The sequence below is a fragment of the Actinomadura soli genome (assembly GCF_005889715.1).
GTDB classification, from domain to species: domain Bacteria; phylum Actinomycetota; class Actinomycetes; order Streptosporangiales; family Streptosporangiaceae; genus Spirillospora; species Spirillospora soli.
In genome coordinates this window covers 1-21410 of sequence record NZ_VCKW01000154.1, presented here as the reverse complement: position 1 = coordinate 21410, position 21410 = coordinate 1, and the positions used below count along the sequence as shown (strand labels likewise).

24 protein-coding genes and 1 pseudogene are annotated in these 21410 nt (G+C 71.0%); 14 read left to right on the top strand and 11 right to left on the bottom strand.

Translation table 11 applies throughout. The features are described 5' to 3' along the window. The 7 genes from ETD83_RS26320 to ETD83_RS26290 all read left to right on the top strand — a co-directional run. Positions 1-914: sulfate ABC transporter substrate-binding protein (locus ETD83_RS26320; protein WP_138647886.1), on the top strand; the 914-nt coding region annotated here is incomplete at its 5' end. Positions 915-924: 10 nt separating this feature from the next. Beyond that, positions 925-1830, top strand: coding sequence for a sulfate ABC transporter permease subunit CysT (gene cysT / locus ETD83_RS26315; RefSeq protein ID WP_138647885.1), 906 nt, complete (start codon positions 925-927; stop codon positions 1828-1830). After that, on the top strand, positions 1823-2611 hold the full coding sequence (locus tag ETD83_RS26310; protein ID WP_205717895.1) for a sulfate ABC transporter permease subunit: 789 nt from the start codon (positions 1823-1825) through the stop codon (positions 2609-2611). The genes cysT and ETD83_RS26310 overlap by 8 nt, the downstream gene beginning before the upstream one ends. Continuing rightward, entirely contained in the window at positions 2611-3591 is a 981-nt protein-coding gene (locus tag ETD83_RS26305; protein ID WP_138647884.1) for a sulfate/molybdate ABC transporter ATP-binding protein, read from the top strand. Before ETD83_RS26310 ends, ETD83_RS26305 begins: the two co-directional genes overlap by 1 nt. A gap of 27 nt (positions 3592-3618) precedes the next feature. Beyond that, complete coding sequence (locus ETD83_RS26300) at positions 3619-4098, top strand: RrF2 family transcriptional regulator (protein WP_138647883.1); 480 nt, start codon at positions 3619-3621, stop codon at positions 4096-4098. Between the two features lie 154 nt (positions 4099-4252). Beyond that, positions 4253-4705, top strand: coding sequence for a cysteine dioxygenase (locus ETD83_RS26295; protein WP_138647882.1), 453 nt, complete (start codon positions 4253-4255; stop codon positions 4703-4705). Next, positions 4699-5124, top strand: a complete 426-nt coding sequence (locus tag ETD83_RS26290; protein WP_138647881.1) for a rhodanese-like domain-containing protein — start codon at positions 4699-4701, stop codon at positions 5122-5124. The genes ETD83_RS26295 and ETD83_RS26290 overlap by 7 nt, the downstream gene beginning before the upstream one ends. Before the next feature lie 51 nt (positions 5125-5175). Here the strand turns inward: ETD83_RS26290 and ETD83_RS26285 are convergent, their stop codons facing one another. After that, on the bottom strand, positions 5176-6090 hold the full coding sequence (locus ETD83_RS26285; protein ID WP_138647880.1) for a sulfite exporter TauE/SafE family protein: 915 nt from the start codon (positions 6088-6090) through the stop codon (positions 5176-5178). 136 nt (positions 6091-6226) lie between these two features. On the opposite strand from ETD83_RS26285, the gene ETD83_RS46095 reads away from it, so the two are divergent. The 3 genes from ETD83_RS46095 (at position 6227) to ETD83_RS26270 (ending at position 8834) form a co-directional block, all read left to right on the top strand. Beyond that, positions 6227-6307, top strand: coding sequence for a putative leader peptide (locus tag ETD83_RS46095; RefSeq protein WP_138647890.1), 81 nt, complete (start codon positions 6227-6229; stop codon positions 6305-6307). 45 nt (positions 6308-6352) lie between these two features. Next, entirely contained in the window at positions 6353-7285 is a 933-nt protein-coding gene (locus ETD83_RS26275) for a HEAT repeat domain-containing protein (RefSeq protein ID WP_138647879.1), read from the top strand. Positions 7286-7406: 121 nt separating this feature from the next. After that, complete coding sequence (locus tag ETD83_RS26270; RefSeq protein ID WP_138647878.1) at positions 7407-8834, top strand: sulfatase-like hydrolase/transferase; 1428 nt, start codon at positions 7407-7409, stop codon at positions 8832-8834. Positions 8835-8950: 116 nt separating this feature from the next. Here the strand turns inward: ETD83_RS26270 and ETD83_RS26265 are convergent, their stop codons facing one another. Further along, on the bottom strand, positions 8951-9298 hold the full coding sequence (locus ETD83_RS26265) for a hypothetical protein (protein ID WP_138647877.1): 348 nt from the start codon (positions 9296-9298) through the stop codon (positions 8951-8953). Positions 9299-9361: 63 nt separating this feature from the next. Continuing rightward, positions 9362-9847, bottom strand: coding sequence for a hypothetical protein (locus ETD83_RS26260; protein ID WP_138647876.1), 486 nt, complete (start codon positions 9845-9847; stop codon positions 9362-9364). Positions 9848-10134: 287 nt separating this feature from the next. Between ETD83_RS26260 and ETD83_RS26255 the strand changes: the two genes are divergently transcribed. Together ETD83_RS26255 and ETD83_RS26250 are read left to right on the top strand one after the other, a co-directional pair. Further along, positions 10135-10785 (top strand): DUF4360 domain-containing protein, encoded by a 651-nt coding sequence (locus ETD83_RS26255; RefSeq protein WP_138647875.1) that lies wholly within the window; start codon positions 10135-10137, stop codon positions 10783-10785. 696 nt (positions 10786-11481) lie between these two features. Then, entirely contained in the window at positions 11482-12927 is a 1446-nt protein-coding gene (locus ETD83_RS26250) for an acyl-CoA dehydrogenase family protein (RefSeq protein ID WP_138647874.1), read from the top strand. An 80-nt stretch (positions 12928-13007) separates the two neighbouring features. On the opposite strand, the gene ETD83_RS26245 is transcribed toward ETD83_RS26250, so the two are convergent. From ETD83_RS26245 to ETD83_RS26210, 8 genes are all read right to left on the bottom strand, one after another. Further along, positions 13008-13589, bottom strand: coding sequence for a GAF domain-containing protein (locus tag ETD83_RS26245; protein WP_230421190.1), 582 nt, complete (start codon positions 13587-13589; stop codon positions 13008-13010). A 28-nt stretch (positions 13590-13617) separates the two neighbouring features. After that, on the bottom strand, positions 13618-14214 hold the full coding sequence (locus ETD83_RS26240) for a GTP-binding protein (protein ID WP_205717896.1): 597 nt from the start codon (positions 14212-14214) through the stop codon (positions 13618-13620). A 22-nt stretch (positions 14215-14236) separates the two neighbouring features. Next, positions 14237-14605, bottom strand: coding sequence for a DUF742 domain-containing protein (locus ETD83_RS26235; protein ID WP_138647873.1), 369 nt, complete (start codon positions 14603-14605; stop codon positions 14237-14239). Then, positions 14602-15039 (bottom strand): roadblock/LC7 domain-containing protein, encoded by a 438-nt coding sequence (locus tag ETD83_RS26230; RefSeq protein ID WP_138647872.1) that lies wholly within the window; start codon positions 15037-15039, stop codon positions 14602-14604. Before ETD83_RS26230 ends, ETD83_RS26235 begins: the two co-directional genes overlap by 4 nt. Positions 15040-15069: 30 nt before the next feature. Further along, the gene (locus ETD83_RS26225) at positions 15070-16839 is read right to left on the bottom strand and encodes a sensor histidine kinase (RefSeq protein WP_138647871.1); all 1770 of its coding nucleotides are present in this window, start codon (positions 16837-16839) and stop codon (positions 15070-15072) included. 469 nt (positions 16840-17308) lie between these two features. Beyond that, positions 17309-18082, bottom strand: a complete 774-nt coding sequence (locus tag ETD83_RS26220) for an ABC transporter permease (RefSeq protein WP_138647870.1) — start codon at positions 18080-18082, stop codon at positions 17309-17311. Next, positions 18079-19038: an ATP-binding cassette domain-containing protein gene (locus tag ETD83_RS26215; protein ID WP_138647869.1), complete on the bottom strand. Its 960-nt coding sequence runs from the start codon at positions 19036-19038 to the stop codon at positions 18079-18081. Before ETD83_RS26215 ends, ETD83_RS26220 begins: the two co-directional genes overlap by 4 nt. Positions 19039-19067: 29 nt before the next feature. After that, entirely contained in the window at positions 19068-19730 is a 663-nt protein-coding gene (locus ETD83_RS26210) for a DUF4097 family beta strand repeat-containing protein (protein ID WP_138647868.1), read from the bottom strand. Positions 19731-19965: 235 nt separating this feature from the next. Between ETD83_RS26210 and ETD83_RS26205 the strand changes: the two genes are divergently transcribed. Together ETD83_RS26205 and ETD83_RS26200 are read left to right on the top strand one after the other, a co-directional pair. After that, positions 19966-20706 (top strand): GbsR/MarR family transcriptional regulator, encoded by a 741-nt coding sequence (locus tag ETD83_RS26205; protein ID WP_138647887.1) that lies wholly within the window; start codon positions 19966-19968, stop codon positions 20704-20706. A gap of 198 nt (positions 20707-20904) precedes the next feature. Further along, positions 20905-21375, top strand: a pseudogene (locus tag ETD83_RS26200) (sigma-70 family RNA polymerase sigma factor); the annotation flags it as partial. Between the last annotated feature and the right edge of the window lie 35 nt (positions 21376-21410).

Below are 21410 nucleotides of genomic sequence, written 5' to 3'. Positions count from 1 at the left end.
GGAAGGTCCGGCTCTCGCTGGTGGCCTACTCCACGCCGCAGGCGGCGTACGAGGCGATCATCAAGGAGTACCAGAAGACGCCCGAGGGCAAGGGCGTCACGTTCACCAAGTCCTACGGCTCGTCCGGCGAGCAGAGCCGGGCGGTGGCGTCCGGGCTCAAGGCCGACGTCGTCGCGCTGTCCCTGGAGCCGGACATGACGCGGCTCGTGGACGCCGGTCTCGTCGCCGGGGACTGGAACACCGGCCCCGAGAAGGGGATGGTCACCGACTCGGTCGTCGTCCTGGCGACCCGCAAGGGCAACCCCAAGAACGTCAAGACCTGGGACGACCTGGTCAAGCCGGGCGTCGAGGTCATCACCCCGAACCCGTTCACGTCCGGCGGGGCGCGCTGGAACGTCCTGGCGGGCTACGGCGCCAAGGCGAACAAGGGCACCGACAAGGCGGCGGGCACCAAGTACCTGCACTCGCTGTTCAAGAACGTCCCCGTCCAGGACTCCAGCGCCCGCAAGTCGCTGCAGACGTTCGCGGGCGGCAAGGGCGACGTGCTGCTCGCGTACGAGAACGAGGCCATCTTCGCCAAGCAGAGCAAGCAGCCGCTCGACTACACCGTGCCGGACTCCACGATCCTGATCGAGAACCCGGTCGCGGTGACCAAGAAGAGCAAGTACCCCGCCGAGGCCAAGGCTTTCCTGAAGTTCCTGTACGGCAAGAAGGCGCAGGAGATCTTCGTCAAGAACGGCTACCGGCCCGTGGTGGACGGCGTCCCCGGCGCCGAGCAGTTCCCCCGTCCGGCCGGGCTGTTCACCATCAACGACCTCGGCGGCTGGAAGACCGTGTCGACCGAGTTCTTCGACCCCAAGGGCAGCATCATGGCCGATGTCGAAAAGGGCATCGGCGTCTCGGTGGAGGGCTAGGGCCTCGTCGATGAGCGAGACGACGAAGAGCACGACCGCCACGCTCGACGAGAAGGTCGCGACGGCCGGCCCTGACTCCCCACCGGGGGGCAAGGGCCGGTCCGTCCGGCCGGTCGGGCTGGGCGGCGGAGCCGGTGGGGCCGGCGGCACCGCGATCGGGGTCGGCATCGCGACCATCTTCCTGAGCGCGGTGGTCCTGATCCCGCTGGCGGCCGTGATCTGGAAGGGCGCTTCGCAGGGCCCCGGCGGGTTCTGGGACGCGATCACCACCCCCGACGCCTGGGCCGCGCTGAAGTTGACCGTCATCGCCTCCCTGGTGGTGGCGCTGGTGAACCTCGTGATGGGCACGTTGATCGCCTGGGTGCTCGTGCGCGACTCGTTTCCCGGCAAGGGTCTGCTGGACCTGCTGATCGACCTGCCGTTCGCGCTGCCCACGATCGTGGCGGGCCTGGTCCTGCTGACGCTGTACGGCACCGACAGCCCGCTGGGCGTCTCGCTGGCCTACACCCGGACGGGCGTCGTCGTGGCGCTGCTGTTCGTGACGCTGCCGTTCGTGGTCCGCACCGTCCAGCCGGTCCTGCTGGAGCTGGACAAGGACATGGAGCAGGCCGCGGCGTCGCTCGGCGCCGGCAACTGGACGATCTTCCGGCGGATCATCCTGCCGAACCTCGTGCCGGCCATGCTGGCGGGCACCGCCCTGGCCTTCACCCGCGCCGTCGCGGAGTTCGGCTCGACGGTGCTGATCTCCGGGAACGTCCCGTTCAAGACGCAGGTCGCGGCCGTCCACATCTTCGGGCAGATCGAGAGCGACAACACGGCCGCCGCCGCGGCGACGTCGACGGCCCTGCTCGTGCTATCGCTGCTGGTCCTGCTGACCATCGACCTGATGCGCCGCTGGGGGGCCCGCCGTGGCTAAGCACGGGATGCGCGTGATCGTCCTGACCTACCTGCTGTTCCTGCTGATCCTGCCGATCGGGCTGATCGGCTGGCGGACGTTCGGGGACGGCCCGGGCCCGTTCATCGACGCGCTCACCACGCACTCGGCGCTGCACGCATTCCAGGTGACGCTCGTCGTGGCGGGCTGGGCCGTCGTGCTGAACACGCTGTTCGGGGTGCTGGCGGCGCTGCTGCTCGTCCGGCACGACTTCCCGGGGAAGCGGCTGCTCAGCGCGCTGATCGACCTGCCGCTCGCGGTGTCCCCGGTCGTCGTCGGGCTGGCGCTGATCCTGGTGTACGGCGCGTTCAGCCCGGCGGGCGGCTGGCTGGAGGGCCGCGGCATCCAGATCATCTTCTCCACGCCCGGGATGGTGCTGGCGACGGTGTTCGTCTGCCTGCCCCTCGTGGTGCGCTCGATCGTCCCGGTCCTGGAGGAGATGGGCGACGAGCAGGAACAGGCCGCGCAGACGCTGGGTGCGGGCGGGTGGCAGACGTTCCGCCGCATCACCCTCCCCGGCATCCGGGCGGCGCTCGGCTACGGCATCGTCCTCTCCCTCGCCCGCGCGCTGGGCGAGTACGGCGCCGTGGCCGTCGTGTCCGGCCGGACGGTCGACCAGACCCAGACCCTGACGCTGTTCGTCGAGGAGCGCTTCGAGAACTTCGACGTGCAGGCGTCCTACGCCGCCGCGCTCGCGCTGGCGGTCATCGCGGTCGCCAGCCTCCTGGCGACCAAGCTCCTGCGACCGAAGGACGGCTCCTGATGGCGATCGAGATCCGAGATGTGAACAAGTCGTTCGGCGAGGCGGCCGTCCTGCGGGACGTGTCGGTGGACGTGGCGTCCGGCTCGCTGACCGCGCTGCTCGGCCCGAGCGGCGGCGGCAAGTCGACCCTGCTGCGCGTGATCGCGGGGCTGGAGAGACCCGACTCGGGGCAGGTGCTGATCTCCGGCAAGGACGCGACCCGGCTGCCGCCGCAGCGGCGCGGCGTCGGGTTCGTGTTCCAGCACTACGCGGCGTTCAAGCACATGACGGTCTTCGAGAACGTCGCGTTCGGGCTGAAGATCCGCAAGCGTCCGAAGCCGGAGATCAAGAAGCGGGTCGAGGAGCTGCTGGAGCTCGTCCATCTCGACCAGTTCGCGGCCCGGTACCCGGCCCAGCTGTCGGGCGGGCAGCGCCAGCGCATGGCCCTGGCCAGGGCGCTGGCGGTGAACCCTGAGGTGCTGCTGCTGGACGAGCCGTTCGGCGCCCTGGACGCCCAGGTCCGCAAGGAACTGCGGACGTGGCTGCGCCGCCTGCACGACGAGGTGCATGTCACGACCGTCTTCGTCACCCACGACCAGGAGGAGGCGATCGAGGTCGCCGATACGATCGTGGTGCTGGCGGACGGCGTCGTCCAGCAGGCCGGGGCGCCCGGCGACATCTACGACAACCCGGCGAGCCCGTTCGTGATGCGGTTCCTCGGGCCCGTCACCGAGATCGGCGGGCGGCTGCTGCGCCCGCACGATGTGGTGATCTCCACCGAACCCGGGCCGGGGACGAGACCGGCGGTGATCACCCGCGTGGTGCGCCTCGGGTTCGAGACCCGGGTGGAGTTCCAGGTGCGGGAGCCGGGGGAGCCGGGCGAGGAACATCCGGCGTGGGCGCAGATGACGAGAGAGTCGGCAGGCCGGCTGTCAGCCGAGGCGGGCACCGAGGTGCATGTCCGGCCCTCCGTCCAGGCCGCCACGGTCCCAGCGAGCTGATGCGACCTGGGATCGGGGAGCAGCACCGTGTACGTCACCGCCCGCACCAACTACGCGATGCGCGCCCTGCTGGCCATGGCGGCCGCGGGACCCGAGCCGATCAGCGCGCCCGCGCTGGCCGAGGCCGAGCAGATGCCGTTCACCTTCCTGCAGACCATCCTCGGGGAGCTCAGACGGTCGCGGCTCGTCGTCAGCCAGCGGGGCCATGACGGCGGATACCGGCTGGCGAGACCGGCGGCCCAGATCACGGCCGGGGAGGTGGTGCGGGCCATGGACACCACCTACGCGCCCGCGGACGACGGCCCGCATCCGCTCGACGAGCGACCAGCGTCGGGCGCTGCCGCGCACCTGGAACAGCTCTGGCGTGCCGCGGACACCGCCCTTCGCCGCGTCCTGGACGAGACCACCCTGGACGATCTCACCAACGGCCGCCTGCCCGCCCACGTGCGGGCCCTGGCGGAACCGGCGCCGTTGCCAGAACCTCAAACGACTATTCAGATTGATTAAGTAGGGAATTCCTGTCATGCTGGCCCCATGAGTTTCTGGGCCTCGCTCTGGTCCCGGCGGCACGTCGATCTCGGACGGCTGGCCGCCGGGCTGTGTCGCCGCGCCTGAACGCCGGCCGACCGCAGTCCGTCCAGAGATCGAAGGAACGAATCACATGACCATCAGTACTACCGCGTCGCGGGTGTCCGGCCTGGCCGCCACGGTAGCCGACCTGGCCGAACGGTCCGACGAGTGGCTGCCGCGCGTCCGGCTCGACCCGCGCGGCCGCTGGTACGAGCGCCTGCACCGGGACGCCGGGCAGGAGATCTGGCTGATCAGCTGGCTGCCCGGGCAGAGCACCGGCCTGCACGACCACGGGGGATCGCGGGGCGCGTTCGCGGTCGCGCTCGGCAGCCTGGAGGAGCGCGACCTGGGCGGCGTGCAGGAGGTCACGCCCGGACGGGCCCGCGCGTTCGGCGCCGAGTACGTCCACGAGGTGCGCAACGTGTCGGCCGCGCCGGCCGTGAGCGTCCACGTCTACTCGCCGCCGCTGTCGACCATGAACCGCTACGACCTCGTCGGCGACCGGCTGGTCCGGCTCGCCACGGAGGAGGCCGGGCAATGGTGACCCGAGCACCGTTGACCAGCGCGAAGGCGACACGGCGGCCGCGCACCATTGACGACGTCCTGGCCGAGGCCCGTGCGCGGCTCCAGCGGCTGAGCCCGGAGGCGGCGTACGGCCGGTGGCGGGAGGGGGCGCTGCTGGTCGACATCCGTCCGGCCGCCCAGCGCGCGGACGAGGGCGAGGTGCCGGGCGCGCTCGTGATCGAGCGCAACGTCCTGGAATGGCGCCTCGACCCCGCGTCCGCCGCGCGCATCCCGCAGGCCACCGGACACGACGTGCGCGTGATCGTCCTGTGCTCGGAGGGCTACACCTCCAGCCTGGCCGCCGTCGCGCTGCAGGACCTGGGCCTGGCGCACGCGACCGACGTGACCGGCGGCTTCCACGCCTGGCGCGCGGCGGGCCTACCGGTCACCGCCGCCTGAGGCTGTGTCGGCCCTGTGTCGGCCTGACGCGGTGTCCGGCCTGACGCGGTGTCAGGCCGCCGCGCCCTCTTTGACCTGGGCGGCCGTCTTCTCCGCCAGGGCGCTCTCACGGCGGTGCTCCCGGATCGAGTGCGCGAGGGCACCGGCCCACAGCAGGTAGACGCCGGCGTACAGCGGATACCGGGCGGCGCCGGGCGCCTCGACCCAGTCGCTGTTGAGCAGCGTGCGCGCGTTCGTGAGGATGATCAGCCCGCCGACGGCCGAGCCGAGGACGCGGGGCGGCAGGTGCCGGACGAGCCACGCCGCGATCGGCGCGGCGACGACCCCGCCCGCGAGCAGGGCGGCGGCCCAGGCCAGATCGACCCCGGCGCCGCCGAGGCCGGTCAGGAAGCCGATGCTGGCGGCGACGGCCACCAGGAACTCGCTGGTGTCGATGGAGCCGATGACCTTGCGGGGCTCCATCCGCCCGCTGGCCAGGATGGCGGGGGTGCCGACCGGCCCCCAGCCGCCGCCACCGGTGGCGTCGACGAACCCGGCGACCAGGCCGAGCGGGGAGAGGAAGCGCCTGCGCAGCGGCTTGTCCAGGTTCCCTGACGGCAGCCCGGCCAGGGTGAAGCGGGCCAGGACGTAGGTGCCGAGCCCGAGCAGGATGAGCGCCATCAGCGGCCCGGCGACCTCCGTGGAGATCCAGGAGAGGAAGGTGGCGCCCGCGAAGGCCCCGGCCGCGCCGGGCAGGCCGATGCGGGCGACGACGCGCCAGTCCACGTTGCCGAAGCGCCAGTGGGCGGTGCCGGAGACCAGCGTGGTGCCGATCTCGGCGAGGTGGACGGTGGCGGACGCGGCGGCCGGGTTGGTGCCCGCGGCCAGCAGGAGCGTGGTGGAGGTGACGCCGTAGGCCATGCCCAGGCTGCCGTCGACGAGCTGGGCGCCGAGGCCGACCAGCGCGAGCACGAGCAGAGACCGCATCTTCCCTCCCATATGGACATCACATACTAAACAAGTATGGATTACCTGTATAGCAGATTCGTGCACCCCGGCGTCAATCACCCGATTTCCTATTTAACAGGTTGACTTAGGTGGAAATTTGCCGGACGATGGGCGCGTGAATCCAGGTGAGGTCCTCGTCGCGCGGCTGCACGTCGATCTGCGACGGCAGGCCGCCGCGCTGTGTTCCGGCCGCTGACCCGTATCCAGTACCGGCCCTGACGGCTCACCCGGAGGACCCATCATGTCGATCACCCACAGCACCGATCCGTCCGGCCGCGGTCCGCGTGACCGCGGCATCGACCCGCGCCTTCTCGACGATCTCCGCTTCGACGACGTCGAGGTGTACCTGCGCGACCCCGAGCCCGAGGTGCGCGACGCCGCCCTCGGGGCCCTGATCAGGAGCGCCCGCGCCGGTCGCGCCCCGTACGGCACGGGCGACGCGCTGGCATGGGCGCTTGCCGACGAGCACGAGGACGTCCGCCGCAGCGCGGCCGGCGCCCTGCGCGAGCTGCCCGAGCTCTACCTGGCCGACGACGGCGTCAAGGCACTGATGCTGGCCGCCGCGCGCGGGCGCGAACCGTTCGTCCGCGAGGTCGCCGCCGAGCTGCTCGCCGGCCTGACCGAGGCGGCGGCCGATCTGTACGCCCACGGCCTGGACGACGGCGAGGCCCATGTCCGTGTCCAGGCCGTGTCCGGCCTCGTCGCGCTGCACGCCGTCGGCCGGGTGGTCGAGGCGGCCGACGACCCGGCCCGCGAGGTCCGGGTGGCCGTGGCCGAAGGGCTGGCGCGGATCGCGCGGCCCGAGGGGCTGACCGCCCTCGCGCACCTGCTCACCGATCACGACCCGGTCGTCCGCATGGCCGCGCTGGACGCCGCCGCGCAGCTGGGCGTCCCGGAGGACCTGGAGCTCCGCGTCGTGCGCGCCCTCCTCGACGACACGAGCCGGCAGGTGCGCCGGACCGCCGCCGTCGCGCTGGCCAAGGGCGACCCGGAGGGCGCCGTCCCGCCGCTCATCCGGGCCTTGCGCGACGAGACCGTGGAGGTCCGGCGGGCCGTCGTGCGGTCGCTGGAGCAGTGGGCGGCGGAGCGCCCGGAGGTCCTCGTCGCCCTCACCGAGGCCCTGTCCGATCCGGACCCCGGTGTCCGCACACAGATCCGCTGGGCGCTCGCCTGAGGTCTGGGGCTTGAGGGCCTGACGCCTGACGCCCGCCGGTACCGAACAGTGGAACCTCGGCTCGTCACGCCGTTTTCATACTTTTCCAATCTGGTTAATCGAGTTAAGGGAAGGTGCAGGAATGGGAGAACGGCGTGACGCCGGCGGGGCGGGACTGAGCAGGAGAGAGCTGGCCGCGGCGGGGGCCGTGGCGGCCGGGGTCGCGGCGGGCGCGGCGCTGCCGGGCGGCACCGCCTCGGCGGAGGCGGCCGAACGGGAGTTCCGGGCCGACCCCGGCCGCGGACGGCCCGCACGGCCCAACATCCTGGTCGTCATCGGCGACGACCTGGGCTGGGCCGATCTGAGCAGCTACGGATCGCCCCACATCAGGACGCCCCACCTGGACCGGCTGGCCCGCGAGGGCGTGCGCTTCACCCAGGGCTACTCGGCGGCGGCCGTCTGCTCGCCCACCCGGTTCGCGCTCTACACCGGCCGCTATCCGGGACGGCTCCGCGGCGGGCTCGAAGAACCCATCGCCCGCCCGCACGAGCTCGTCGGGATCCCGCCCGAGCATCCCACCCTGGGATCGCTGCTGAAGGGCGCCGGATACGCCACCGCCATGTTCGGCAAGTGGCACTGCGGCTTCCTGCCCTGGTACAGCCCGGTCAAGTCGGGCTGGGACGTGTTCTTCGGCAACCTGTCCGGAGCGGTGGACTACTACTCCAAGGTCTCCGGCACGGGCGTGGACCTGTACGAGGGCGAGGTGCCGGCGGAGTCCCTCGACTACTACACCGACACCCTCGCCGACCGCGCCGCCGGCTTCATCCGGCAGGGCCACGACCGGCCGTGGCTGCTTAACCTCAACTTCACCGCCGCGCACTGGCCGTGGGAGGCGCCCGGCGACCGGGAAGTGAGCGCGCAGATCACGGCGCGGATCAAGGCGGGCGACTCGCGGGCGCTGTGGCACGACGACGGCGGCTCCCTCGACACCTACCGCAAGATGGTCGAGAGCCTGGACGGCGCCGTCGGACGCGTCCTGCGCGCCCTCCGCGCCACCGGCCAGGACAGGGACACCATCGTCCTGTTCAGCAGCGACAACGGCGGCGAGCGCTTCTCCTACCAGTGGCCGCTGTCCGGCGGGAAGGGCGGGCTGAACGAGGGCGGCATCCGGGTCCCGAACATCCTGCGCTGGCCCGCCGCGATCCGTCCCGGCCAGGTCAGCCACGTGCCCGTCATCACCCACGACTGGACCGCCACGCTGCTGGACGCCGCCGGTGTCCGCCCGGGCGCGGGGCATCCGCTCGACGGGCACAGCCTCGTCCCGTACCTGCGCCAGGGGGCCCGCCCGCCGCGCCGCGACCTGTTCTGGCGGACCAGGGACGAGCGGGCGCTGCGCCGCGGCGACTGGAAGTACCTGCGCACCGCCAAGGGCGAGACGCTCCACAACCTGGCCGAGGACCCCCGGGAGCAGGCCGACCTGGCCCGGCGCCAGCCCTCCGTGCTCGCCGACCTGCGCGCCTCCTGGGAGAAGATCGACGCCGGCCTCCTGCCCTATCCCGCACGCGCGTAGCCATCCCGCACGCGCGTAGCCATCCCGCACGTTCGTAGACCTCTCGCACGTTCGTGAGGGCGGCCCGGCCGCACGGGGGAAGCGGCCGGGCCGCCCTCACCGGGGGCGGCGGCCGGTCATGTCCAGGCGACCGCGACGATCGTGTTGACGAGGGCGAGCAGCCCGGCGCCGTAGAAGAACGTGCCCGGCCGCTCCCCGTCCTCGCGGCTCCGGGCCAGCAGCGCGGCCGCGAGCACCGCCGTCGAGATGACCAGCTTCGTGATCATCTTGGCCCAGTTGATCGATTCGTCGTCCAGCGCGTCGACGGCCAGCAGCAGCAGGCCGGTGCCGAGCAGGCCGCCGGCCGCCCCGGCCAGCACCCTCAGGAACGACCGTGAGGCCGACAGGTGGGCGACGAACGCCACGACCACCCCGGCCAGTGCCGCCAGGTGGCAGATCAGGAGAATCACTCTCAGTGCGTCCACCCTGCATCCTTTCCTCAGCGAATTCGCTTCATCCGGGCGCCACCACGGTGTCAAATCCTCGTCTCAGTAGTAACCCTCGCCGGCCAGCAGCACACCGCTGAAAAATGTGGCCCCTCCGTCGTCGTCGACACGGTCATGATGTTCCCCTCCCAGCGAGAACTCCATGAACAGATCGGGGACAATCACCGAATCGCCGTCGACCTCCACCACGGTCCCGGCATAGAGCGCCTCGATGACGTCCGGGGCGGGGGTGCTGAAGACGTCGAGCCCGGAGTAGACGACCGCGTCCTGCCCCTCTCCGGGCGCGTTACGCGGATTGGGGTTGGCGATCTCGATCGCGACGACCCGTCCGTCCTCGTCGCCGTAGACGAACCCGGAGACCCGTCCGGCGGGGCCGGTGAAGAACAGGGCGCCGGGCTCGTCGTGCGCACGCCGGAAGTCCTCCACGGCGAGGAACCCCAGGCCCTGGAGCGCCGATCGGGCCGCCGCCAGAGTCGCTCCCAGCAGCACGGGCGGAACGCCCTGCTCGGGACGCAGTTCGAACTCCATCGTGCTCCTCCGCGGTCGAAGTCGAGAGCGGCGAACTCACGATAAACCGCTGGCAGGACGTCCATGACGAGAAAGGATGAATTCGGTCCGCCCGGTGGCTGCCCGGGTGCCGGGGAAACCCTCTCTGACCAGGTGCTTCAAATGTCGGGCGGGGTGTGGAACGTTCCTTGTCAAAAATGCTAGTTGACTTCCGGTGATCAATGATTGACAGCGCCTGGAGGCCCGGTTACCATCCGGTCTGATGATCTTCGCCCATTGAGTGGTGCCTCCCATAAAGAGGAATTCGCATGCGCAAGGGCATCGCAATTTCCGCCTCGGGCGCCGCGGCGCTCGCCGTCCTGGCCACGGCATTCCCCGCCGTTGCCGCCTCCGCGCCGCGGCCCGTCCCCGGCCCCGGCGGTGTCACGATCGAGATCGCGAACATGAGCGGCTCCGGCTGCCGGCCCGGCACCGCCGAGGCCGTCCTCTCGGCCGACCGCGAGACCTTCACCATCGCCTACAGCGGCTTCACGGCCCGGGTGGGCGGCGCGTCGGCGCCGACCGACGCGCGCAAGGTCTGCCAGATCTCCCTGAAGGTGAACGTCCCGCCGCGCTTCACCTACGCCATCTCGGAGGTGCAGTACCGGCTGGGCGCCGACCTGCAGCCCGGCGCGAAGGCCGCCCAGAGGTCCGGCCACCACCTCCAGGGCGGCCCGCCCGCCACGATCACCACGGTCAACCTGGCCGGCCCCCAGAACGACGACTTCCAGGTCGTCGTCCGGACACCGGTGGAGCGGCTCGTGTGGAAGCCGTGCGACCTGGAGCGCGACCTCGGCGTCAACACCGAGCTGCGCGCCGACCTTGGCACCTCGGACCCGTCGAAGGTCAGCTCCATCTCCATGAACGCCGACGGCGGCAACAGGACGAGATACCACTTCGCCTGGAAGCAGTGCGCGTAGCGGCCGCGAAGGCCGGGAGTAATTGGTTTGTGCCAGAGGCGCTGATCACAAGCTTTTCCACATACCTGTCAGCACCGAACACGGACCGTTGCGGCGCGAAGTGGCGGATCGCGCCGGGATGCACACCCCGGTTCCCACACGGCGTTTCCCGGGAGGACGATGAGCTGCATGGTCATCGTGTTCATTGTGAGGTGCGATGGCCGTTTGGTGCGAATGGGTCGAGCGGGCTGAGATTTCCGACTAAGATCAAGTCAGTGTGCAGGTCAGCGACGGATTCGCGAGTGGCACCGGCCGGGTTCGATTGCGTGAACTGCCGGCCGCAGCGGGCGTCCGTTGCGATGTGCGGTCCGCTGACCAGGGATCTTTCCGTTCCCAGAAGCGGATTAGGAGTCCCCGTCGAGCGCTTCGGGCCTCCCGCGGCCAGGCTGCGCCGCGTGCTGCGGGAAAGTCAGCCGGGCCGCCGGTGTACGCAGGTCAATGAGGTGAAACAGTTTTCATCTGGGCTCACGGTAAGCCAGATGTTCCTTGCGCAAGGTGACCAGGCGATTAACTATGGCCTAGTCGCTCCAGAAGGCGGGTTCCGGAGGTGGTTCATGGCCCGATACCGCGCTGGTGAATCGACATCGGCGCGCTCATGATCGCCGGACCCTGACGACTTCCCCCGCAGAGCCAGGCCGACCCGTGAGAGCGGACCTCATGACGAATGATCTCCTGTCCCTGTCGACGAACGAATTCATCGGCGGTATAGAGACCGTCGCCCCTCGATTCGATTCCGCGAGTTACCCGCAGCAGAACCTGCCCGCCGACGACTGGACGCTGCTCACGAAGGCCGGCGTGCTGCTGCCGACGCTGCCCAAGGAGTACGGCGGCCGGGACGACCACGCCGAGATGTGCGAGGTCGTGGAGACCCTGTCCGAATGGAACCTGCCACTCGGCATGTACGTCACGGTGATCAGCGCGGTCGCGCTGCGGCCCATCGTGCTGTGGGCCGGGGACGAGGCCAGGCGCGAGGTGCTGCCCGCCTACGCGGGCGGCGATCCCATGATCGCCGGATTCGCCTCGACCGAGCCCGGCTGCGGCTCGGCCATGTCCGCGATGACGACGACCTTCGAGGAGGTCGAGGGCGGGTACCGGATCCGCGGCCGAAAACACTGGCAGGCGTTCAGCAGCAGCGCCCACTGGTGGCTGGTCAGCGCGAAGAACGAGACGCGCGACCGGCGCGAGTACGGCTACTTCATCGTCAAGCGCAGCGAAGGGTTCCGCACGCTGCGGCCCTACGAGCCGCTGGGCCTGAAGGTCATCGACTACGGGCTCAACGAGATCGACGCGGTGGTCCCCCGGCACCGGCGGATCGCCGCCGACGGGCGCACCCTGCGCCCGATGGTGGAGATGCTCATGGCGTCGCGGGCGATGATGGCGGCGATGGGCTGCGGGTTCCTGCGCCGCGTCAGCCGTGAGGCGCACTCCTACGCCGAACGCCGCAGGATCGGGCCCGGTCCGCAGTCGGCGATCCGCTTCGTCCGGTACCGGCTGGCGGCGATCGACGCGTCCTACGTCGTCTGCTCGGCGCTCAACCATCATCTGCGGACCGCGCTGAACATGAAGGAGGAGATGATCGGCGCGTTTCCCGCCGTCCAGGCCATCAAGACGGTCGCCACCGAGCGGATGCTCAGCGCGGCGCACCACTACCAGCAGCTCGTCGGCGGGGAGGGGTACCGCTGCGGGTCGCCGACGAACATCTCCGCCCAGGCGTTCCTCGACGCCCGGGTCTACACCATCTTCGACGGCACCAACGACCTGCTCAGCCAGCAGCTCACGGAGCACTGCCTCGCCAGGACCGACGGCCGCGCGCTGAGCCGGTTCCTGGCCGAGTGGCCGCTCACGGCGTCCGCGGTCACCGCGCACGGGCTGGACCTGAGCTTCCTTGATCGGGACCTGCGCCAGGAGCACCTGGTCCTGGCGGGCCGCGCGATCGCCTACGCGTTCGCGATCGGCCGGGTCATGCGGTGGGCCGCCGACACCGGCGCGGACCCGCGCGCGGCCCGGACGGCGATCGAGTTCCTCAAGGCCGACATCGCCGGCGTCGCCACCGAGTTCGAGCTGCTCTCCGCGGGCGTGCTCGGCGGCCACGTCCTGAACTAGCCCGGCGGCCCGCCGAACCGGTTCGGCGGCCCTCGGAACCAGCCCGGCGACCTTCCGGACCAGACCGGCGGCCTTCGGAACTAGCCGGGCAGCCCCTCGCGGCGGCGGACCAGCTGCATCAGGTCCGCCGCCCGCTCCTTGATGAGGTTGAGCCCGGGATGGCCCCACGGCCGCGGCTCCCGGTCGATGATGCAGATCGTGCCGAGGACGGTGCCCGTCCGGTCGATGAGCGGAGCCCCGGCGTAGGTGCGGATGCCGAGCTTGTCGACGACCGGGTTGCCGGCGAAGCGCGGGTAGTCGCACACGTCGTCCAGGACGAGCGCCTTGCGCCGCACCACGACGTGCGGGCAGTACCCGTGGTCGAGCGGCACCTCCCGGCCGAGCTCGACGGCGCCCGCCGGGTCGGCGCCCGGGACCGACGGGGCGTACAGGCCGGCGAGGTACTGCTGGTCCGTGACGAAGTTGACCATCGCGAAGGGCGGGTGCTCGGAGCCGACGATCTGCCGGGCGGTCTCGGCGAGATCGCGGGCGAGCGCGTCGAGCTCGCCGTCCGGCCCCTGCCCGAGGCCGAGCTCGCGCAGCCGCGTCATCCGCTGCGGCACGTCGGGGTCGACGGGGGTCAGGCGGTGGCCGGACGGTTCGTACAGCGGGTCGTGAGTCACGGGATGCTCCATGTGTGGCGGTTCTGCGTCAGACGGAGTTGGCGGCGGCGGACGTGGCGGAGGCGGCGGTGAGAAGGTGCCGCACCAGGGCGCGCAGCACCGTGATGGCGGAGGAGCGGTCCCGTGCGTCGCACAGCACGATCGGCACGCGGGAGTCGAGCCCGAGGGCGGCGCGCACCTCGTCGGGGTCGTAGCGGAAGGCGGCGTCGAACTCGTTCACGGCGACCAGGAAATGGGTGCCCCGGTTCTCGAAGAAGTCGACGGCCTCGAAGCAGTCTTCGAGGCGGCGGGTGTCGGCGAGGACGACGGCGCCGAGCGCCCCGGCCGACAGCTCGTTCCACAGAAACCAGAAGCGCCGCTGCCCGGGCGTGCCGAACAGGTAGAGGACGATCCCGTGCTGGTCGAAGGTGAGCCTGCCGAAGTCGAGCGCGACGGTGGTGGTGGACTTCTCCGCCACGCCGCCCAGATCGTCGATGCCGACGCTGGCGGAGGTGATCAGCTCCTCGGTGCTCAGCGGTTCGATCTCGCTCACCGAACCGACGAACGTCGTCTTCCCGACGCCGAACCCGCCCGCTATAAGGATCTTGACCTGCGTGGAAGGCACCTCGGGCTCGTAGTAGGCCATCTCAGGCTCGTGGTAGGCCATCTCAGGCTCGTTGTAGGCCATCGAGCAGTTTCTCCAAAAGGGCTCGGTCGTTGGGGTCGGCGGCGGTGTGCGCCATCTGCCGGCTCATCGCCCGCTGGTCCATCAGGTCGGCGATCAGGATCTTGGTGACCGCGACGGGGCGCCGCAGATGCGCCGCGACCTCGGCGACGGACATGGGGGTGCGGCACAGCTTCAGCGCCTCGGCGTGCTCCGGGTCGAGGGCCGGGGGAAGGACGCCGTCCGAGACCACCAGGGACAGCAGGTCCAGCTCGACGGTCGGACGGGTGCGGCCGTCGGTCACCGTGTACGGGCGTACCAGGGGGCCGGCGTTGTCGTCGACCCAGACCTCCTCCTCGTCGCCCGCCGTCATGGCATTCGGTTCCGGTCGCCCGGCACGGTCGCCGCCGACCGTGCGGCGGTGTGCAGGAAGGGCCGGACGGCCTTGATCAGCCGTGCCATCTCGAAGCCGACGACGGACGGGTCGGCGTCCGCCCTCGCCAGCACCGCCAGCACCGAATTGAAACCGGCCCAGGAGATGAAAAGCTGGCTGGACTTGAGCTCCGCGACCACCTGACGCACCTCATTGCTGTCGTCGAACTTCATTCCGGTGCTCCGCGCTATGGAGAAGAATCCCGACGCGAGCGCGGAGAGCTGCTCCGCGCTGGCGCGGTCGAAGCCGTGGGCGGCTTTCAGCAGGCCATCGGAGGACAGCAGCACGCTGCCGCGTATGACCGGAACCTCGTCGCTCAGCCCCCGCAACAGCCAAGCAAGATCTTGAGCCTGGTTCGGGGAGACAGCACTCAATGGACGCTCCTTACCATGAGAGATGAATCGTCAGCCCGCGCTGTCCGGGCCATCCGCGGCGCCGTCGTCCTCCTGGACGCTGCGGATGCCCTTCTGGAACGCCGCCATCAATCCGGGATTGTGTTCGACTTCCTGGTCCTGGTCGTCCTGCTGGAAGACGGGGGCGTCCGCCAGCTCGGGCGGGAGGTGCGTCTGGGCCTGCCGCCGCGGCAACGGCGGCCGCGCACCGCCGTTCCCGGGAGCGCCCGGCTCGCCCGCGCCCAGCCCGGAGGCGCCCGGTCCACTGGAGGCCGGACCGGCGGGGGCCGGGCCGGAGGTGCCGGAGCCCGGCTCGACGACCGGGAGAGGGCCGGTGGAGGCGGCCGGCAGGTCGGGCACGTCCGCCGCCGGGGTGGACGGCCGCGCGTGCGCGGGACGGTGCGGGCGGCGGAGCTGCCCGTCCACGGCGGACGGGCGCCCGAGCGGGCCGACGCCGAGGACGTCCCGGTCGTCCAGTGTCAGGTGCGGCCCGGTCTCGACGCTCGGCACGCCCCCGGAGACGGGCGCCGCCGCCCTCACCGGCGCCGCTGTCGCGGCTGCCGCGGCCGGGGGGCGGGCGGGCCGCGCGTGGGCCCGTTCGGCCCGGTGCTGCTCCTCGGCGGCCTCCGCGGCCTCGGCCTGGGTGCCGTCCAGGTCCTGGGGCACGACGACGACGGCCTGCGTCCCGCCGTAGACGTTGCCCTGGAGCTGGACGCGGATCTTGTGGCGGCGGGCGAGCGCGGAGACCACGAGGAGCCCGATGCGCCCGTCCTTCAGCAGCTCCTCGGTGTCGGCCCGATCCTGGTCGGCGAGCAGCTCGTTCATCCGGCGCTGGTCTCCCCGCGGGATGCCGATGCCGCGGTCCTCGACCTCGATGGCGAGGCCCGCGCTGACGGCCTCGACGCGGATCAGCACCTGCGTGTTCGGCGGGGAGAACTTGGTGGCGTTCTCGACCAGCTCGGCCAGCAGGTGGACGACGTCCGCGACGGCGCTGCCGTGCAGGCTCCCCTCGATCGGCGGCACCACCTTGACCCGGTTGTAGTGCTCGACCTCGGCGATGGCGGAGCGCAGCACCTCGTAGACGCTCACCGGCTTCGTCCAGCGGCGGCGGGACGCGGCGCCGCCGATCACGGCGAGGCTCTCGGCCTGGCGGCGCGTCCGGGTGGTGAGGTGGTCGACCTTGAACAGCCCCTTGAGGAGGTCCGGGTCCTCGACCTGGTTCTCCAGCTCGTCCAGCCCCTGGATGGCCCGGTGCGACAGCGACTGCATCCGGCGGGCGAGGTTGACGAAGACGCCGACCCGCCGCCCGGCGCTGCCTGCGGGCTCGCGGGCCGCGGCGGCGACCACGGCGTTCCACGCCTCGCTCTGCGCCTTCCGCAGCTCGTACGCGAGCAGCATGACGGGATCGCCGGAGTCGGGGGCGGGGAAGTCCTCGCTGCGGGTCGACGCCTTCTCACCGGCGCTGAGCCCCGCGGACAGCTTCTGCAGGTCGCGACGGCCGTGGGCGACCAGGGACCCGAGCTCGCCGAGCCGCCAGAGAACGTTCTCACGGTCGCGGACGGACGACTGGGCGTGCAGCCGCTGCACCCGGCGGGTGGCCGCGTCCGCCGCGACGACGGCGGCGCCGATGGTGATCGCCGCCCCCAGTGCCGCCGCGGCCAGCACCAGGCGTGTCTGCTGGGTTACGGTGTGTCCGCCGTACAGGACGACGACGGCGGCGACGCCGAGCACACCCACAATGGTCGCGGGAAGCACGGAAATGGACAGGTGATAGGTGCGCATACTGTCCTGCCGACGCGTGCCACGGGTCATTGACCTGCCGTTCTGCCGGGCACCCTGGTGCTCGGCGTCGGCAGCTGGTTCGAAGTAGTCAGGCATCGGCGTCCTCAGTGCCTCGACGGTGAAGATCACGATACTGAGTAATACGTACTCGGATGCGTACAGTTCGTATCTAGGCTGGCACAACGCCTCATCCGGGAAGCACGGATTGCTGAGATTCCAGCGACCTGAGGACACTATCAGGGCATCTGTCCCAGTATGTCCCATTTGAATCCTATTCACGTCAGTTGATCTTCAGCCCGCGTTCACCGCCGAGCCGGGTGCTCTTTGAAGTGGACGTCTGAAAAGCACCGGAACGGCCATCCGCTAATGCTCGTCTGGCCGGGGTGCCTGGGGCCCCGCCCGCACCGCAGGGAACAAGGTGAGGGCCGTCAGACCGGTGGTCTGACGGCCCTGGTCGGGCGGGTCATGGTCAGGACCTGTTGTAGGTGTGCTTGGCCCAGAGATAAGAGAGGACGCCGATGCCGGTGCACCAGGCGATGGCCATGGCGGCGTTGTTGTCGATCGGGGTGCCGAGCAGGAGGCCGCGGACGGTCTGCATGATCGGGGTGAAGGGCTGGTAGTCGGCGAACCAGCGCAGGGCGGTGGGCATGGAGTCGGTGGGGACGAAGCCGCTGCCGAGAAAGGGCAGGAAGACCAGGGGCATCGGGGCGTTGCTCGCCGCCTCGGGTGTCGGGGACTTCAGGCCGAGCGCGACCGACAGCCAGGTGATGGCCACGACGAACAGGGTGAGCAGTCCGGCGACGGCCAGCCATTCGACGGCGGTGGCGTTGGGACTGAAGCCCATCGCCAGGGCGACGCCGATGACGACGGCCATGCCGAGGAGCTGCTGGACGACGCTGGCGACGACATGGCCGGTCAGGACGGAGGCCCGGGAGATCCGCATGGTGCGGAAGCGGGCGATGATGCCCTCGGTCATGTCGGTGGCGACCATGACGGCGGTTCCGGTCGCGGCCATGGTGGCGGCCATCAGCAGGATGCCGGGGACGACGTAGTCGACGTAGGTGTCGCGGCCGCCGCCGATGCCCGCGCCGAGGGTGCCGCCGAGGACGTAGACGAAAAGGAACAGGAGGATGACGGGCGTGATCAGCAGCTGCACGGTCATGGACGGGTAGCGCACCAGGCGCTTGAGCTGGCGCCGGACCATGGTGGACGAGTCGCGGGCGGCGAGGGCGAGGGTGCTCATCGGGGGGTCTCCGTGTTCTGGCCGGTGAGGGTGAGGAAGACGTCGTCGAGGTCGGGGGTGTGCACGCTCAGGTCGGCCGGTTCGACGCCCGCCGCGTCCAGCCGGGCGAGCAGGTCGCGCAGTGCCGCGACACCGCCGTCGGACGGGACCTGCAGCGTGAGCCGGTCCTCGTCGGACGGGTTCACGAAGCCCTGGCCGAGCGCCGCGAGCGCGTCCTTGAGCGCGTCGTCGTCGGTGAACCGCAGCGAGACGTGCCCGCCGGGGATGAGCCGCTTGAGCTCGTCGGCGGTGCCTTCGGCGATCAGCCGTCCGTGGTCGAGGAGGGCGATGTGGTCGGCGAGCTGGTCCGCCTCCTCCAGGTACTGGGTGGTGAGGAAGATGGTGGTGCCGCCGGCGACGAGGTCGCGGACGATGCCCCACATGGTGCGGCGGCTGCGCGGGTCGAGGCCGGTGGTGGGCTCGTCCAGGAAGATCAGCCGGGGGTCGCCGACCAGGGTCATCGCCAGGTCGAGCCGGCGCTGCATCCCGCCCGAGTAGGTGGCGGCGGTCTTGTGCGCCGCGTCGACCAGGTCGAAGCGCTCCAGCAGCTCGGCCGCCTTGCGCCTGCCCTCGCGGTGGGGCAGGTGCTTGAGGTCGGCCATGAGGAGGAGGTTCTCCTCGCCGGTGAGCAGCTTGTCGACGGCCGAGTACTGCCCGGTGACGCCGATCGCGCCGCGCACGTCGTCGGCCCGGCGGTCCAGGTCGTGTCCCGCGACCCGGACCTGGCCGCCGTCGGCGCGGATCAGGGTGGACAGGATCTGGACGGTGGTGGTCTTCCCGGCGCCGTTGGGGCCGAGCAGCGAGAAGATCGTTCCTTCGGGGACGGCCAGGTCGATGCCGTCGAGCACGACCTTGTCGCCGTCCTTGCCGGGGTAGGACTTGCGCAGCCCGTTCGCGGCGATGGCCAGGTTCGTCATGGTTCTGCTCCTTCAGGGGGGCCGCGGGTTCAGAGGCTGCGGGCGGTGATGTCACCGCGGGAGGTGGTGGCGCGGATCTCGAGGTCGGCGGTGCCGTCGTTCTTGAGGGCGTTGACGACGCGTCCGTAGGAGGTGCCGGCGTCCAGGGCGGCCGAGACGCCGGTGGCGGCGCCGACCGAGATGTCGCCGGACAGGGTGCTCAGCACGACCGTGCCGCCCGTGGCCTCCTCGATCTGGATGTCGCCCCGCTGGGTGCTGACGTTCGCGGGGCCGGTGAGGCGGCCGATCTCGACGTCTCCGTCCGCCGCGGTGAGGCGGACGGCGGCGGCCTCGTCGATCTTGATGTGGCGGTAGCCGCCCTCGAAGGCGATGTCGCCGAGGCGCCCGACGGTCCGCAGCTCGGCGCCGGACGTCCTCGCCTCGACCCGGGAGCCGGCGGGCAGCTTGACCGTCACCTCGACGGCCCCGGACTGGCCGAGGACCTGGTTCCCGGCCGGAGCCTGGATCCGCAGGACCCCGTTGCCGTAGCCGATCGTGGTCTGCTCCGCCGCCTTCACGTCGCGGCCCTTGGCGGCGTTCGCGGGCAGGACCTCGACCGCGGTGTCGGCCCGGTCCGCGGCGATGAACCGGACGCGTCCGGCGGGGAGGTCGACGACGGCGGCGATCGGGGCGGGGGTGTCGAAGGTCTGCATCGTGCTCTCCTTTGCGCTCCGTTGTTTCTAATAATGGAAACGCTACGTTGCGTTCCAGTTTCCTGCAAGGCAGATGTTGCGTTGGAGATGCATCTTTGCAGGTAAAAGCTGAAAGATCGTTGCAACAGCTTCGCAGCTAACGCAATGAGTGGTGTGTGCTCATTGCAATGGAGTGGAGGTGAACGCTATGCTGGCGGGGTCGGACACCACCACGAGGGCCAGCAAGGAGATCGCGATGCCCGGAGGCAGGCTCACCCAGCAGGACCGCCGGCAGATCGCGCTGGGGCTGGCCGACAACCTGCCCTACGCCGAGATCGCCCGCCGCCTCGACCGTCCGACCTCGACGGTCACGCGCGAGGTGATGCGCAACGGCGGCCCGGCCGGTTACCGCGCCGACCTCGCCCACCGCGCCACCGAACGCCGCGCGCACCGGCGCGGGCAGGCCGCGCCCCGGGGAGTGCGGGCGGCGGCGCAGCCCTACGGACGCGACGCCGAGGCCGTGAGCGAGTTCACCGAGACGCTCACCACCGTCTTCATGGCCTCGGGCCTGCCCAAGATGATGGCCCGGGTGCTGGCCTGCCTCTACAGCACCGACTCCGGCAGCCTCACCGCGTCCGAGCTCGCCCAGCGCCTGCAGGTCAGCCCGGCGTCCATCTCCAAGGCGATCGCGTTCCTGGAGAATCTGGAACTCGTCCGCCGCGAGCGCGACGAACGCCGCCGCGAGCGCTACGTCGTCGACGACGACCTGTGGTACCAGTCGATGATCCGCAGCGCCCGCTCCAACGACCAGTTCGCCGAGGCGGCGCGGCAGGGCGTCGCCGTCCTGCGCCCCGGCACCCCGGCCGCCGTCCGGCTGGAGAACGCCGCCCGCTTTCTCGACTTCGTCAGCGAGAGCCTCATGCGCGCCGCCGAGCAGGCCCGCGACGTCCTCTACGCACCGACCGGGACGGCCTCGGGAGAAGGCGGCGAACGGTGAGGCCGTGATGATCTGCCGCCCGGCTCACCGGCGCACGGTATTGAACATCGATTTCGTGCGGGACGCCGGGCTATAGTCCAATTCTGGAGGACGCCACTCGGGTCCGAGCGGCGCGAGCCCGGTGCGGGCCGTGCTGATTGGCAAGTGCGGCCGCTCGGTAAATGAATTGGCCACAAGAAATGGTGTCAAGGGGCCAGGATGGACGAGCGCGAATTCCTTGCCGAACGGTTCGACGAGCACCGCGCGCACCTGACGGCCGTCGCCGGCCGGATGCTCGGTTCCCCGGCCGAAGCCGATGACGCCGTCCGGGAGGCCCGGCTCCGGCTCACCCGATCCGAGACCGGCGCCGCCGATCACCTCGGCGGCTGGCTGACCACCGTCGTCGGCCGGGTCTGCCTGGACATGCTGCGCTCGCGCCGGTCGGGGCGCCCCGCCCCGCCGCGGGAGGTCGGCGACGAACCCCGGCACGAGGTGCTGATCGCCGACTCGGTGGGGCTCGCGCTGCTCGTGGTGCTGGAATCGCTGCGGCCGTCCGACCGGCTGGCGTTCGTCCTGCACGACCTGTTCGGCATGCCGTTCGAGGAGATCGGCCCGATGCTCGACAGCACGCCGGCCGCGGCCCGCGAACTCGCCGGCCGCGCCCGGCGGCGGGTCCAGGGAGCGGACCCCGGCTGAGCAGGACGTGCCGCGGGATCAGGTGGTGC

What these genes read in the sequence shown, in the direction of transcription:
- cysT (WP_138647885.1), top strand. Translation starts at nt 925, where the DNA reads ATGAGCGAGACGACGAAGAGCACGACCGCCACGCTCGACGAGAAGGTC.
- ETD83_RS26205 (WP_138647887.1), top strand. Translation starts at nt 19,966, where the DNA reads ATGCCCGGAGGCAGGCTCACCCAGCAGGACCGCCGGCAGATCGCGCTG.
- ETD83_RS26225 (WP_138647871.1), bottom strand. Translation starts at nt 16,839, where the DNA reads ATGCGCACCTATCACCTGTCCATTTCCGTGCTTCCCGCGACCATTGTG.
- ETD83_RS26240 (WP_205717896.1), bottom strand. Translation starts at nt 14,214, where the DNA reads ATGGCCTACTACGAGCCCGAGGTGCCTTCCACGCAGGTCAAGATCCTT.
- ETD83_RS26295 (WP_138647882.1), top strand. Translation starts at nt 4,253, where the DNA reads ATGACCATCAGTACTACCGCGTCGCGGGTGTCCGGCCTGGCCGCCACG.
- ETD83_RS26255 (WP_138647875.1), top strand. Translation starts at nt 10,135, where the DNA reads ATGCGCAAGGGCATCGCAATTTCCGCCTCGGGCGCCGCGGCGCTCGCC.
- ETD83_RS26305 (WP_138647884.1), top strand. Translation starts at nt 2,611, where the DNA reads ATGGCGATCGAGATCCGAGATGTGAACAAGTCGTTCGGCGAGGCGGCC.
- ETD83_RS26210 (WP_138647868.1), bottom strand. Translation starts at nt 19,730, where the DNA reads ATGCAGACCTTCGACACCCCCGCCCCGATCGCCGCCGTCGTCGACCTC.
- ETD83_RS26215 (WP_138647869.1), bottom strand. Translation starts at nt 19,038, where the DNA reads ATGACGAACCTGGCCATCGCCGCGAACGGGCTGCGCAAGTCCTACCCC.
- ETD83_RS26275 (WP_138647879.1), top strand. Translation starts at nt 6,353, where the DNA reads ATGTCGATCACCCACAGCACCGATCCGTCCGGCCGCGGTCCGCGTGAC.
- ETD83_RS26250 (WP_138647874.1), top strand. Translation starts at nt 11,482, where the DNA reads ATGACGAATGATCTCCTGTCCCTGTCGACGAACGAATTCATCGGCGGT.
- ETD83_RS26260 (WP_138647876.1), bottom strand. Translation starts at nt 9,847, where the DNA reads ATGGAGTTCGAACTGCGTCCCGAGCAGGGCGTTCCGCCCGTGCTGCTG.
- ETD83_RS26220 (WP_138647870.1), bottom strand. Translation starts at nt 18,082, where the DNA reads ATGAGCACCCTCGCCCTCGCCGCCCGCGACTCGTCCACCATGGTCCGG.
- ETD83_RS26290 (WP_138647881.1), top strand. Translation starts at nt 4,699, where the DNA reads ATGGTGACCCGAGCACCGTTGACCAGCGCGAAGGCGACACGGCGGCCG.
- ETD83_RS26270 (WP_138647878.1), top strand. Translation starts at nt 7,407, where the DNA reads ATGGGAGAACGGCGTGACGCCGGCGGGGCGGGACTGAGCAGGAGAGAG.
- ETD83_RS26285 (WP_138647880.1), bottom strand. Translation starts at nt 6,090, where the DNA reads ATGCGGTCTCTGCTCGTGCTCGCGCTGGTCGGCCTCGGCGCCCAGCTC.
- ETD83_RS26235 (WP_138647873.1), bottom strand. Translation starts at nt 14,605, where the DNA reads ATGACGGCGGGCGACGAGGAGGAGGTCTGGGTCGACGACAACGCCGGC.